The sequence below is a fragment of the Chromohalobacter sp. 48-RD10 genome, assembly GCF_029889785.1.
GTDB lineage: Bacteria > Pseudomonadota > Gammaproteobacteria > Pseudomonadales > Halomonadaceae > Chromohalobacter.
This window is the reverse complement of sequence record NZ_JARANX010000008.1, coordinates 87,704-100,911: the sequence shown is the minus strand read 5'-3', so window position 1 is coordinate 100,911 and position 13,208 is coordinate 87,704. Positions and strand designations below refer to the sequence as shown.

General features: G+C 60.8%; 12 protein-coding genes. 7 read left to right on the top strand and 5 right to left on the bottom strand.

Going from position 1 to position 13,208, the window contains the following annotated elements:
- Positions 1-123: 123 nt before the first annotated feature.
- The 5 genes from thpD to OP496_RS10745 all read right to left on the bottom strand — a co-directional run bounded on the left by thpD (position 124) and on the right by OP496_RS10745 (position 6,403).
- Complete coding sequence (thpD, locus tag OP496_RS10765; RefSeq protein WP_280563626.1) at positions 124-1,029, bottom strand: ectoine hydroxylase; 906 nt, start codon at positions 1,027-1,029, stop codon at positions 124-126.
- A gap of 250 nt (positions 1,030-1,279) precedes the next feature.
- Positions 1,280-2,878, bottom strand: a complete 1,599-nt coding sequence (locus OP496_RS10760; protein WP_280563625.1) for an ABC transporter ATP-binding protein — start codon at positions 2,876-2,878, stop codon at positions 1,280-1,282.
- A 7-nt stretch (positions 2,879-2,885) separates the two neighbouring features.
- Positions 2,886-3,815, bottom strand: coding sequence for an ABC transporter permease subunit (locus tag OP496_RS10755; protein ID WP_280563624.1), 930 nt, complete (start codon positions 3,813-3,815; stop codon positions 2,886-2,888).
- A gap of 16 nt (positions 3,816-3,831) precedes the next feature.
- Positions 3,832-4,758 (bottom strand): oligopeptide ABC transporter permease OppB, encoded by a 927-nt coding sequence (gene oppB, locus OP496_RS10750; protein ID WP_280563623.1) that lies wholly within the window; start codon positions 4,756-4,758, stop codon positions 3,832-3,834.
- Between the two features lie 58 nt (positions 4,759-4,816).
- Positions 4,817-6,403: a peptide ABC transporter substrate-binding protein gene (locus OP496_RS10745; RefSeq protein ID WP_280563622.1), complete on the bottom strand. Its 1,587-nt coding sequence runs from the start codon at positions 6,401-6,403 to the stop codon at positions 4,817-4,819.
- A 264-nt stretch (positions 6,404-6,667) separates the two neighbouring features.
- Here OP496_RS10745 and prfB point away from each other — a divergent pair.
- The 7 genes from prfB (at position 6,668) to rimI (ending at position 13,202) form a co-directional block, all read left to right on the top strand.
- A protein-coding gene (gene prfB / locus OP496_RS10740) for a peptide chain release factor 2 (RefSeq protein WP_280563621.1) occupies positions 6,668-7,766 on the top strand; the annotation gives its coding sequence in 2 pieces (ribosomal slippage) (positions 6,668-6,742 and positions 6,744-7,766; 1,098 coding nt in all).
- Positions 7,767-7,851: 85 nt separating this feature from the next.
- Positions 7,852-9,354, top strand: coding sequence for a lysine--tRNA ligase (gene lysS / locus OP496_RS10735; RefSeq protein ID WP_280563620.1), 1,503 nt, complete (start codon positions 7,852-7,854; stop codon positions 9,352-9,354).
- 290 nt (positions 9,355-9,644) lie between these two features.
- Complete coding sequence (locus tag OP496_RS10730) at positions 9,645-10,031, top strand: hypothetical protein (protein WP_280563619.1); 387 nt, start codon at positions 9,645-9,647, stop codon at positions 10,029-10,031.
- A gap of 106 nt (positions 10,032-10,137) precedes the next feature.
- Positions 10,138-11,517 carry an MFS transporter gene (locus OP496_RS10725; RefSeq protein ID WP_280563665.1) on the top strand — a complete coding sequence of 460 codons (1,380 nt, stop codon included), beginning with the start codon at positions 10,138-10,140 and terminating at the stop codon, positions 11,515-11,517.
- A 66-nt stretch (positions 11,518-11,583) separates the two neighbouring features.
- Positions 11,584-11,895, top strand: a complete 312-nt coding sequence (locus OP496_RS10720; RefSeq protein ID WP_280563618.1) for a BolA/IbaG family iron-sulfur metabolism protein — start codon at positions 11,584-11,586, stop codon at positions 11,893-11,895.
- A complete protein-coding gene (locus OP496_RS10715; RefSeq protein WP_280563617.1) occupies positions 11,843-12,742 on the top strand; it encodes a hypothetical protein in 900 nt (299 codons plus the stop codon). Before OP496_RS10720 ends, OP496_RS10715 begins: the two co-directional genes overlap by 53 nt.
- A complete protein-coding gene (gene rimI, locus OP496_RS10710; protein ID WP_280563616.1) occupies positions 12,732-13,202 on the top strand; it encodes a ribosomal protein S18-alanine N-acetyltransferase in 471 nt (156 codons plus the stop codon). The genes OP496_RS10715 and rimI overlap by 11 nt, the downstream gene beginning before the upstream one ends.
- The last annotated feature ends 6 nt before the right edge of the window (positions 13,203-13,208 follow it).

Below are 13,208 nucleotides of genomic sequence, written 5' to 3'. Positions count from 1 at the left end.
TTCAACCCGTATTGATAGCGATGAACCCCGGCGAGTTGCCGGGGTTCATCGTTTCAGGGTGACCGGCCATGCTCAAGGCCGTGTCATTGGCGAAGACAGCTCCCTACCTTCCCTGACGATGTCTCATCCGACAGGCTTCAGAGGGCCCCAGTCCTTGCGGTTGGCCAGAAACTCGGGTCGAGGGCGGTTACCGCAGTACGGGTTGTGCAGCGTGTTCTCGACACTGTTATAGACGAAGAACAGGTTGCTGCGTGGCCAGCACGACATGTTGGTATTCGAGCCATGCAGAGTGTTGCACTCGAACATCACCAGCGAGCCGACAGGCCCCTTGGGCGCTTCGATATCGCCCTTGAGCATCAATTCGCGCAGGCTGGCATCGTCCGGCACGCCGATTTCCTGGCTTTTCAGCGACTCTTTATAGTTGTTCTCCGGCGTGCGGCCCACGCAGGGAACGAAGTAATTATGCGAGCCGGGCACCAGCATCAGCGGGCCGTTGAATTCTCCGTTTTCGGTGAGAATGATCGAACAGCTCACCGAGCGCATGCGGGGCATGCCATCTTCGCTGTGCCAGGTCTCGAAATCGGAATGCCAGTCGAAACCTTTGCCTTTGAAGCCGGGCTTGTAGTTGATCCGTGACTGATGAATATAGGCATCGCCACCGAGAATTTGCTGGACCATCGCCAATAGGCGCGGGTCGCGTGTCAGGCGGCTGAAACGCTCGGATACCTCGTGGATACCGAAGATCGAACGAATTTCCTGCTTGCTGGGCTCCAGGATGGTGCCTTCGGAGAGCTTGAGGTCATCGTCGTTCTCGTAGTCGGCCAATTCATCCAGAAACGCGGCCATCTCGTCTTCGCCGAAAAATCCCTCGAAGGATAGGAAGCCCTTGCGTTCGAACTCGTCGAGCTCGGCTTCGCTGAGTGGCCCCTTGCGTTGCTCGCCTTCGCTATGCACCACCGGGTCGATGCGCTCGAACATTCCCAGTTTGCGTTCCAGGCGCGTCGGGAAAAGGTCTTGAGTCTCTTTCATCGCAAACTCCTCCATTAGTCTGCTAGGAACGGTACTGCTGCCATCCCCTGTGTAAACGTAGTCGGAGAGGTTGGCAGCGACAAACATAGCCGTGTATGTCTTTGTAGCTCGCCAAGTTTGCTAGACGAACGCGCTGTGGCTACGCCACAGTTCAAAGTGTGTATTTAGCATATGTTAAGGCCGTGCCATTCATTGCCGCCGCTGCAAACGTAAGATGTCTGCAGCGGGAATTACGAGGGGGAGGTTGAAGTCAAGCAGCGGCGTCGACTAAGGCGGCCCTCATCAGTTCCTGGGTATAGCGTTCGCGCGGGTTGGCGAAGATCTCCTCGGTGGTGCCCTGCTCGACCACCTGGCCGTCCTTCATCACCAGCACGGTATCGGCCAGAGCACGCACGACCGAGAGGTCGTGACTGATGAACAGGTAGGTCAGGTCATGCTTTTGCTGCAGGTCGCGCAGCAGGTCGATCACCGTGACCTGTACCGAGCGGTCGAGCGCCGAGGTAGGTTCGTCGAGCAACAGGAATTCCGGCTTGAGTACCAGCGCCCGGGCGATGGCGATGCGCTGACGCTGGCCGCCGGAGAACTCGTGGGGATAGCGGTTGCGCATCGCCGGGTCTAGCGCAACTTCCTCGAGCGTCTCGATTATTCGCGTCTCGCGCTGGTGGCGATTGAGCTCGGGGTAGTGAACACGCAGGCCTTCGCTGATGACCTCGCCGACGGTCATGCGCGGCGACAGCGAGCCGAAGGGGTCCTGGAAGACCACCTGCATGCGTGAACGCAGCGGTCGCATGCTGCCGGTATCGAGCGTGGCGATATCGCTGCCATCGAAGCGAATCTCGCCGCGACTCTTGAGCAGGCGCAACAGCGCCCTGCCCAGCGTCGACTTGCCCGAGCCGGACTCACCGACGATGCTCACGGTCTGCCCGCGACGAATGCTCAGGTCGATGCCGCGTACCGCCTCGAAGTACTCGTTGTCATGCAACAGGTGCTTCTTGAGCGCAAAACGTACACGCACGTCCTTCGCTTCCAGAAGCACTGGCATTGTCGTGTCGACCGGCGCCTTGCGACCACGGGGGTCGGCCTCGATCAGCATGCGTGTGTAATCGTGTCGGGGATTGCCGAATACCTCGCTAATGGTGCCGGATTCGACGTGTTCACCGTGGCGCATTACACACACACGGTCGGCGAAGTGACGCACTATCCCCAAGTCGTGGGTGATGAACAAAATCGCCATGCCGTAGCGCGCCTGAAGATCCTTGAGCAGCGCCAGAATCTGCGCCTGGACGGTGACATCGAGCGCGGTGGTGGGCTCGTCGGCGATCAAAAGCTCCGGCTCGCAGGCCAGTGCCATGGCAATCAGTACCCGCTGGCGTTGGCCGCCGGAGAGCTCATAGGGATAGCTGTCGATGCGCCGAGAAGGGTCGGGTATCCCGACCTGCTCGAGAAGTTCGATGACCTTGGGGCGCGCTTGACGCCTATTGAGACTGAGGTGCTTTTCCAGCACCTCGGCGATCTGCGCTCCAATGCGCTGTAAGGGATTGAGCGAGGTCATCGGCTCCTGGAAGATCATCGAGATGGCATTGCCGCGGATGCGGCGCATGCGTTTGGGTGTGACGCTCAGCAGGTCCTCACCCTTGAAGCGGATGGCGCCAGACGTTTGGGCTAACTCAGGCAAGAGTCGCATCGCGGCGGTCGAGGACACCGACTTGCCGGAGCCTGATTCACCGACCAGCGCCAGCGTCTCGCCGGGTTGGATGGAAAAGCTCACATCCTGGACCGCCGAGACGGTCCCGGTGGGCAGTTGGAAGTCGACGCTCAGGTTGTCGATTTCAAGCAGGTTGTCAGTCACGGTCACCTCAGCGTGTTTTCGGATCCAGAGCGTCGCGCAACCCATCGCCCAGGAAGTTGAGACAGAACAGTGTTACGGCGAGGAACAGCGACGGCACCAGCAGCAGCCACGGCGCGCTCTGCATCATGTCGGTGCCTTCGGAAATCAAGACGCCCCAACTGGTCAGCGGCTCCTGCACTCCGAGACCGAGAAAAGACAGGAAACTCTCGAGCAGGATGACCTTGGGCACGGTCAACGTGACGTAGATGATCACTGGACCGATGGCGTTGGGGATCAGGTGGCGGGTGACGATCTTGCGATCGCGGACCCCTAATGCGTGAGCGGCTTCGATGAACTCGCGCTGCTTGAGCGCCAGTGTCTGGCCGCGCACGATGCGCGCCATGTCGAGCCACTCGACCGCACCGATGGCGGCGTAGATCAGGAAGATGTTACGCCCGAACACCACCATCAACAGGATTACCAGGAACATGAACGGCAGCGAGTACATGATGTCGACGAAGCGCATCATGGCGCTGTCCAGGCGCCCGCCGACATAGCCGGAGATGGCCCCGTAGAGCACTCCGATCACCAGGCTGACGAAGGTGGCCACCAAGGCCACCGATAGCGATACGCGGCCGCCATAGAGCGTGCGGGTCAAGAGGTCGCGGCCGTTGGCATCGGTACCCAGAAAGTGGCCGCTCTCGAGGCTCGGCGCGGCGCTGAAGGCGTTCCAGTCGACCTCGGCGAGGCCCCAGGGAAGCAGGTAGGGGCCGATCACGCATACCGTGCTGATGAGGATCAGCAAGATCAGGCTGACCATCGCCGCCTTGTTCTGCTTGAGCCGTCGCCAGGCATCTTGTCCGAGGCTTTCGCCCGCCACGGGGTCGGGCTCGGCCGACGGATTGGGGCTGCCGGGAGGTAGATTGTGCCCGCTGTAGGACGTGGTTTCCGTCGTCATGGTCGTTTCTCGCCGGTCAGTCGTCATAACGGATTTGCGGATCGAGCGCGGAATAGAGCAGGTCGACGAGCAGGTTCATCAGCACGATCAGTGCGCCGTAGAACACCACCGTGCCCATTACCAGGGTGTAATCGCGGTTGAGCGCGGCCTGAACGAAGTAACGTCCGATGCCCGGGATACCGAAAATCTGCTCGATCACCACCGAACCGGTGATGATTCCGGCGATCGCCGGACCCAGGTAGGAAGTCACGGGGAGCAGTGCAGTGCGAATGGCGTGGCGCCAGATCACCTGACGCTCGGAAAGTCCTTTGGCGCGCGCCGTGCGAATGTAGTGGCTGCCCAGCACCTCGATCATGCTAGCGCGCATCATGCGTGCGATGTAGGCGATCTGCTGAATCGACAAGGCGATCACCGGCAACACCAGATTGGGTAGGGCGCCGCCGTTCCAGCCACCGGCCGGGAGCCAGGCAAGCAGGACGCCGAATACCAGCGCCAGGATCGGCGCGATCACGAAGTTGGGCACTGCGATACCCGCCAACGCCGTGCCCATTACCGTGTAATCGATCATCGAGTTGCGTTGCAAGGCAGCGATGATGCCCAGCGGGAGGCCTATCAATAGCGCGAGAAGAATTGCCAGGCCGCCGATCTCGAGACTCACCGGGAAGCCTTGAGCGATCAGCTCGGTGACCGAGAAATCCTTGTACTTGAACGACGGCCCGAAATCGCCCTGCAAGAGATTGCCCATGTAGCGCAGGTATTGCTGAGGCAATGGCTCGTCAAGGTGATACGCCGCCTTGAGGTTGGCTTCGATTTCCGGGGGTAACTGGCGCTCGCCGTCGAACGGCCCACCCGGCGCCACGCGCATCAGGAAAAACGAGATCGTGATCACGATCAGTAGGGTAGGAATCGCCATGAGCAGGCGCTTCAGGGTATAGGTCAGCATGGGGGATTCCGTACGCCGCCCCCCTATGGGACGGCGGATTCGTCATGGGGAAGAGCGATTACTCGGAGAACTTCACCCAGCGTGAGGGGTGGTCATCTTCGGCATTGTCCTGCCAACCGGTGATCTCGGGATTTACCAGGTTGCGTGTCACGTAGTAGAGCAACGGAACCAAGGCGTAGTCATCGAGGACGACGTTTTCGGCCTGCTTGAGGAGCGCCTCGCGCTTGTCCAGGTCTTGAGTGCTGGCGGCCTGGTCGAGCAGCTTGTCGTATTTGGGGTTGGAGTAAGCGCCATAGTTGTTGCCCACGCCGCTGCGCAGCAGCGTCAGGAAGTTTTCGGCATCGTTGTAGTCGGCGATCCAGCCGGCGCGTGCAACGTCGAAGTCACCTTCCTGAATGGTCTGGTAGTGCACGGTGGCTTCGGCATTGGTCATTTCGACCTCGACACCCAGCGGCTTCCACATCGCCGCCAAGGCGATGGCGATCTTCTTGTGTTCGTCGGACGTGTTATAGCGCAATTTCAGATGCAGTGGGTGATTGGGGCCGTAACCGGCCTCCTTGATCAGTTGCTTGGCTTTGGCCAAGCGTTTGGCGTAGTCGCCCTCGACACCATCCATTTGCTGAACGTCGTAGTGGCTAGTCCCCGGAGGAACTAACGCATAGGCGTCCTTGAAACTGCCGGCCATGATCTGCTCGGAGAGTACCTTACGACGTGCGACCAGGTTCAATGCCTCGCGGACGCGTTTGTCGGCGGTCGGACGGCCTTCGCGGGTATTGAGTACGTAGTAGTAGGACCCCAGCATCGGACTCAGGTGAGTGGCTTCTGGCAGGTTTTTCTCGAGCCACTGGTAACGGCTCGAGGGATATTCACGCAGTACATCCAGTTCGCCGGCACGGAAACGTGAGATCCCGGCGTTGCGATCCTCGGTATTGAAGTAATTCACGCTGTCGAGGCTGACCTCGTCGGCATCGTAGTATTCGGGATTCTTGTCGACGGTGATACGCGACTGCGAGACCCACTCTTCGGGTTTGAATGCGCCGTTGGTGACGATATTGTCCATCTTGACCCACTGCTTGCCGTATTCGTCGATAGCATGCTTGGGCAGGGGGTAGGTGGTGTAATGGGTCAGCAATTGCGGGAAGTAAGGTATCGGCGCGTTGAGGGTCACCTTGAACGTTTTGCCGCCATCGAGTGACTCCACGCCCAGGGCGTCGAGCGATTTTGCGCCGGTATTGATGGCTTCGGCATTTTTGATCGGGTAGAGCAGGTAGGCGTATTTCGAGGCGCTGGCCGGGTCGAGAAGGTGCTGCCAGCCGAAGACGAAATCCTCTGCGGTAACCGGTTCGCCATCGGACCACTTGGCGTCGTCGCGGAGGTAAAAGGTGTAGGTCTTGCCGTCTTCGGAGATGTCCCAGTCGGCCGCCATGCCGGGGATAGCTTTGCCCTCGGAATTTTTCTTGAGTAGGCCTTCGTAGACATCCATCAACACCTGAGATTCCCAGACGCCGCCGGAGACCTGCGAGGTGTCGAAGGAAGCGAGTTCGCCCATGACGCCGATATTCAGTGTCTCGGCCTGGGCCTGCGTGGCCAGAGCCAAGTAAGAAAGCGCCATGGCGCCGAGTAGGGTATGCGATTGTCGAAGCATGTTGTGGGTCCCGCTTGTTGTTGTGTCGGATGCCGTGTAAGACACCACATCTGTCGAATCACTTTCTCCCCGTCTGGTGAAACGTGTCTATTGCAAATTTCGTATATGCTTTTGCATATATTCAATAGAGTGCTTGCTGATGCCGCAAAGCGCAGCATGGGATAGCCGCTCGCGGGTGCATTGGCTACAATGTTCTCTTTTCTTCACCGTGGACCGGCAAGCATGCCGCTGCGGTGCGAATCAGCGTGCCTGAAAAGGATTCCCATGCAAGAGATCAACCCGATCAATCACCTCATCAAGGACCTGTCCGAACGGACAGACGTCCTGAGGGGGTATCTTTGACTATGCCGCAAAGCAAGAACGGCTAGAGGAAGTCACCCGCGAACTGGAAAACCCGGATGTCTGGAGCGATCCAGACTACGCACAGAATCTGGGCAAGGAGCGTGCTACTCTGGTGGCGGTCGTCGAAACCTTCGATGCGCTGGACCGAGGCCTGACGGATCATCAAGAACTGCTCGATCTGGCGGTGATGGAGGAAGACGACGCCACCGTCGATGAAGTGCGAGGCGAACTCGAAAAGCTCGAGTCACAGCTCGCCAAGCTCGAGTTCCAGCGTATGTTTTCCGGCGAGATGGACACCAACAACGCCTATCTCGATATCCAGGCCGGGTCTGGCGGCACCGAGGCGCAGGACTGGGCCAACATATTGCTGCGCATGTACTTGCGCTGGTGCGAGCACCACGGCTTCAAGACCGATATCATCGAGTTGTCCAGCGGTGATGTGGCGGGCATCAAGTCGGCGACATTGCACATTCAAGGCGATTACGCCTTCGGTTGGCTACGCACCGAGACCGGCGTGCATCGCCTGGTGCGCAAGAGCCCGTTCGACTCGGGTGGGCGTCGTCATACCTCGTTCGCCTCGGTGTTTCTATCGCCGGAAATCGACGACAACTTCGAGATCGAGATCAATTCATCCGATCTGCGTGTCGATACTTATCGCTCCAGCGGTGCGGGCGGCCAGCACGTCAACACGACCGACTCGGCGGTGCGTATCACCCACGAACCCACGGGGATCGTGGTGGCGTGCCAGGGTCAGCGCAGCCAGCACGCCAACCGCGACTTCGCCATGAAGCAGCTCAGGGCGAAGTTGTGGGAGAGGGAAATGGACAAGCGCAACGCCGCCAAGCAGGAAGCCGAAGACAACAAATCGGATATCGGCTGGGGCAGTCAGATCCGCTCCTATGTGCTCGATGACCAGCGCATCAAGGACTTGCGTACCAGTGTGCAGTCCAGCAACTGCGAGAAAGTGCTCGACGGCGACCTGGATCAGTTCATCGAGGCGAGCCTGAAACAAGGGTTATAGCCTCGCGCTTCTAGCCACGGGCGGTGAGCGATGGTGCCCGTGGCCGCCGTTCGCATCCCGTAGCCAATTCTTCATAGGTAACGACATGGCCAACCAAGACTCCTCTCAACACGACGAGAATCACCTGATTGCGGAACGTCGTGCCAAGTTGGCGGCACGCCGTGCCCAAGCTGCAGAAGAGGGCGGTAGTGCCTTCCCTAATGATTTTCGTCGCGATAGCCTTGCCGCCGAATTACAGGCTGAATTGGGCGACAAGGAAAAGGCCGAGTTGGAAACGCTCGACCGTCAGGCTTCGGTTGCCGGGCGCATCATGCGCCAGCGCGGGCCGTTCATCGTCATTCAGGACGTTTCCGACCAGATTCAGCTGTATGTCGACAAGAAAGGTCTGCCCGCCGAGGTGCTGGAAGACGTCAAGAGCTGGGACATCGGCGATATCGTCGCGGCGCGCGGGCCGGTGCATAAATCAGGCAAGGGCGATCTGTACGTGAAGATGGGCGAGGCGCGCTTGCTGACCAAGAGCCTGCGGCCCCTGCCCGACAAGTTCCACGGCCTGACCGACACCGAGGCACGCTATCGCCAGCGCTACGTCGACTTGATCATGAATCCCGAGTCGCGGCGCGTCTTCGAGGTACGTTCTCGAGTGATCGCTGGCATTCGGCGCTTCCTGGTCGAACGCGGCTTCATGGAAGTCGAAACGCCGATGCTGCAGCAGATTCCCGGTGGCGCCACGGCGCGGCCGTTCGTCACGCATCACAATGCGCTGGACATCGACATGTACCTGCGTGTCGCGCCGGAACTGTACCTCAAACGGCTGGTGGTCGGTGGCTTCGAGCGTGTGTTCGAGATCAACCGCAATTTCCGTAACGAGGGATTGTCGACGCGCCACAATCCCGAGTTCACCATGCTCGAGTTCTATTGGGCCTATGCCGATTATCGAGACCTGCTCGACCTGACCGAAGCGATGATTCGTGAGGTTGCGCGCGACGTGCTGGGCACGACGACGATCGACTACCAGGGAGCACGCTACGACCTTGGCGAGTCCTTCCAGCGCCTCACTCTGCGTCAGTCGATTCTGGAATACGGCGACGGTCTCGGCGAAGGCGACATCGATACCTTCGAAGGTGCTCAGGCGACCTGCGAGCGTTTGAGGGTTCCGGTCAAGCCGAACTGGGGTCTGGGCAAGCTGCAGACCGAAATATTCGAGCACGTCGCCGAGGAAAAGCTCGAACAGCCGACGTTCATCACTGAATATCCGGCCGAGGTCAGTCCGCTGGCGCGGCGCAACGATACCAATCCTCACGTCACCGACCGCTTCGAGTTCTTCGTGGGTGGCCGCGAGCTCGCCAATGGCTTCTCCGAGCTCAACGATGCCGAGGATCAGGCCGAGCGCTTCGCCGAGCAGGCGGTCGAGAAAGACGCCGGCGATCTGGAAGCGATGTATTACGATGCCGATTACGTCCGCGCGCTGGAATACGGTCTGCCGCCGACGGCGGGCGAGGGCATCGGTATCGATCGCTTGATCATGCTGTTGACCGATAGCCCATCGATTCGGGATGTGTTGTTGTTCCCGGCGATGCGCCCGGAATAAGGCTGGGCTTCGCCCAGAGCTGTCAGTTAGAAGTTATAAGCTGGAAGAAAGGTCAACATCCATGGCTACGAGCTACGAGCTACGAGCTACGAGCTACGAGCTACGAGAATGGGTTGTGAGCTTTCGGCATGACTCGATACTGACTTTCGCGGCTCGCGGCTCGCGGCTCGCGGCTCGCGGCTCGCGGCGAAGCCGCGCAAGAGTTATTGGTAAGGGGCGCGGTGAGCGCCCATAATGGCTGCGGTTCGAATTCCGCCGACCCCGAGCGGTTCCCAAAAGAGGTGACACCGATGAAGCTGCTCAATCGCTCTGCGCTGAGCGTCAAGCCGACTCAGGCGTTCGTTGACTGGATCAACTCGCTGGAGCCCACCGTCGGTGAGGACGACCTGACCCTCGACGATGTCGAACGTGAAAGTACCGTTTACCTGATTCCGGAAATGGACTCGCCCGAGGTGCTGGCTGCCTACGTGCGCGAGCGCCACCTCGATCTGCTCGAGAACGAGTTGAGCGCTTGGGAAGAAGATGAGCGCCAGTGGCCGGAACCGCTCGACTGGGCGCTGTTCGAACGGTTCCTCATCGTCGAGCATAGTTATCTGGCGTTGGATCTCGATGATGAAGTGCCGCTCGAGATTTCCGAGATCGACGATGGACTGCTGCTGGAAACCGACGAGGATTGACGCCTTCGGTGAGTGGTGTAGAGAACCGGTACGCGGTGGCTTTTAAGCCTCCGGTGTGTCGCGAGACAAGGGCGTTGGTGGTGGTCAAAGGCGTGGCGACGTGCTGATGCGGCGTCTTTTCGTGACACGTCCTGGCGATGAAGGTTTGCCTGGCCCCGAACGCCGCTTGGCGATGCTGGTGATGGTGCTGGGGACGTTGATGTCGGTACTCGATAACGGCATCGTCAACATCGCGTTACCCACCCTGGCGCAAGAGTTGTCGGTGAGCGAGTCGCGTGCGGTGTGGATCGCCAACGTCTATCAACTGGTGTGCGCAGCCCTGTTGCTGGGGTTTGCCGCCTTGAGTCGGCTCATCGGGCGGCGACGCCTGTACTTGGGCGGTCTGGCGTTGTTCGTGCTGGCCTCGTTGTGCTGTGCGTTGTCGCGCAGTTTCGAGTGGCTGGTAGCATCGCGCATGTTGCAAGGCATCGGCGCTGCGGCGATGTTGAGCATCGGCCCGTCCATGTACCGCTTGATTTTCCCCTCGCGCCTGCTGGGCTCGGCAATCGGTATGGGGGCCCTGGTGGTGGCCTTTGGCATCGCCTTCGGTCCATCGCTGGGTGGCATTATCCTGCATTTCGCGAGTTGGCCGTGGCTGTTCGCCATCAATCTGCCATTGGGGCTGCTGGCCTTGATCCTGGGGATGCGCGCGCTACCCGGCGAGACCATCGAGTCGCGGGGATTCGATTGGCTGGGAGCTCTGTTGTCGGCTTCGATGCTCAGCGGTTTCGTGTTTTCACTCGATCATATCGGCCGCGGTGCGCACGGTACGAGTGCCTGGTTGCCGTTGCTGGGAAGCGTGTTGTGCCTGGTGCTGTTCGTATGGCGCCAACGTCGCGCGGATGCGCCTTTGGTACCGTTGCCCATGTTTCGTGCCACGCGTTTTAGCATCGCTGCGATGATCTCGTTGATGGCCTTCGTTGCCCAGGGAATCACCTTCGTGGGGCTGCCGTTCATGTTTCAGACGGTGATGGGCGCGGCGCCACTCGAAGCTGCCCTGCTATTCACCCCCTGGCCGCTGGCGTTGATGCTGGTGGGGCCACTCTCGGGGCGGCTCGCCGACCGCTTCAATCCGACGCTGATCTCGTCGCTCGGCCTGGCGATCTTCCTGCTCGGGATGCTGAGTCTGGTGACGTTGACGGCGGAGTCCGGCGCCGTGTCGATCGCTTGGCGCGCGGTGTTGTGCGGGGTCGGCTATGGTCTGTTCCAGGCGCCCAACAATCGCGAAATGATCGGCAGCGTCGCGCTGACATACAGCGCCAATGCCTCGGGTGTGCTGGCCTCGGTGCGGACCTTCGGCCAGGCCTTGGGGACCGCCTCAGTGGGATTGATGCTGGCGCTTTCCTGGGGATCGCTGTCGTATGCGCTGTGGTTAGGCTGCGCCAGTGTGGTGGTGGCGTTAGCACTCAGCGTGTGGCGGATTCCGCTGGCGCGCGCCGAGGCGTGAGCGATGCTTATTCCCCACCGCGGGAAACGTTACAATGACGCGTATCCGACAGAGGAGGCAGGTGTCATGAGTGTTCAGGCACGTATCGAAGAGAAGCTGCAGTCACTCGACCCCGAGCATGCGGCGGTCGAGAACGAAAGCTACATGCACAATGTGCCATCGGACTCCGAAACGCACTTCAAAGTGACGTTGGTCGCCGAGCGCTTCGCGGGCCTGATGCCGGTCAAGCGCCATCAGCAGGTCTACGCGCTGCTCGCTGACGAGCTTTCCGGCCCGGTGCACGCCTTGGCTTTGCACCTTTATACGCCTGAGGAATGGCACCAGCGTGCTGCGGCGCGCCCGGATTCTCCCAATTGTCGAGGCGGCGGCGCACGCTGACATGGTAGGCGACGCCCAGCGGTTGCAATATCTCGAGGCTATGGGGCTCGGCGCGTGGACTAGCCGTTATCGGTTGCCCAATGCGTTGCCTACGCCTGTATGCGAATGGGAGGCGCCGCCGGTTGAAGCGCCGACGAGTCATGGTGAGCGCTTGCAAGCGCTGCTCGACGATGCAGCGAAGGCGCCGTCGATGTCACCTTCGGGAGAAATGTCGCCGGGGGCGACGCTATCGCGAGATACCGATAAGCCGGCTGCTAGTGGGTCTGCACGGGCATTATTGCTAGGCGATGCGCCCACTGAGTCGTCGCCCTCGGTGCCGGAACCTGCCGCTGAGCCGGCAGCGCCGACCGCTGATGTCGGCGAGACCGAGACGCACGCGGCACTACGCTATGACCTGCAAGTCGCGGCCTTGGAGGGGCGCTGGTTGCTGCTGGTGCCTGAGGTGAATGCACCTGACCGTACGGCGTGTGAGCTGCTTGGCAACCTGCTGCGTGCGGCCGGCATCAGCGTGGATGCGGCGCTCGAGTTCCGCAGTTTTCAATGGCCGCTCGTCGATAACGCATCGGTTACGGCGCCTCTGGACGAGGCACGCGATGGTCTGCGTGCCTATCTCGCTGGTCAGGCGCGGCGAGGCTGGCGTCCCGAGCGGCTATTGGTGTTCGGCCAGGATACGACCCTGAACGCGGTACTGGCCCTCGAGGACGCGCGCAGCGAGACCTTGAGCTTGCCTTGCTGGACGCTGCCTTCGCTGGCAGCGCTTAAGTCATCCGCTGCCGCCAAGCGCGCGCTCTGGCCGCAGCTTGCGGCGTGGCGTGAGGCCTGGGCGGGACACGACGATGCGCCTTGAGCGTCTCGCTGCGGCACATCTGAATGCCGTCGAGGCGCTCGAGGAAGCGGGGCAGGCACATCCCTGGAGGCGGGCGATCCTCGCGCGGGCACTCGACGATGACACGCTGGACGTCTGGGGCGCATGGCAGGGCGCGACCCTGCTGGGGCATGCGGTGCTTGCCTGGTTGCCCTTCGAGGCCGAGCTGCAAGCGATCACCGTGGCGCCACACGCGCGCCGCCAGGGCGTAGCTGGCATGTTGCTCGCGCACCTCGTGACGCGCGCCCGACAAGGCGGTGCCGAGCGCTTACTGCTGGAAGTGCGCGAAAACAACGCGCCGGCCCTGGCGCTGTACCGTCAATACGGTTTTGGCGAGGATGGGCGTCGGCGCGGTTACTATCCACTCCTCGGTACCAGAGGGGGGGAGCGTGAAGCGGCGGTTCTGATGTCGAGGCCGCTTGAGGCGCGAGCGGCCGACTGACCGCGC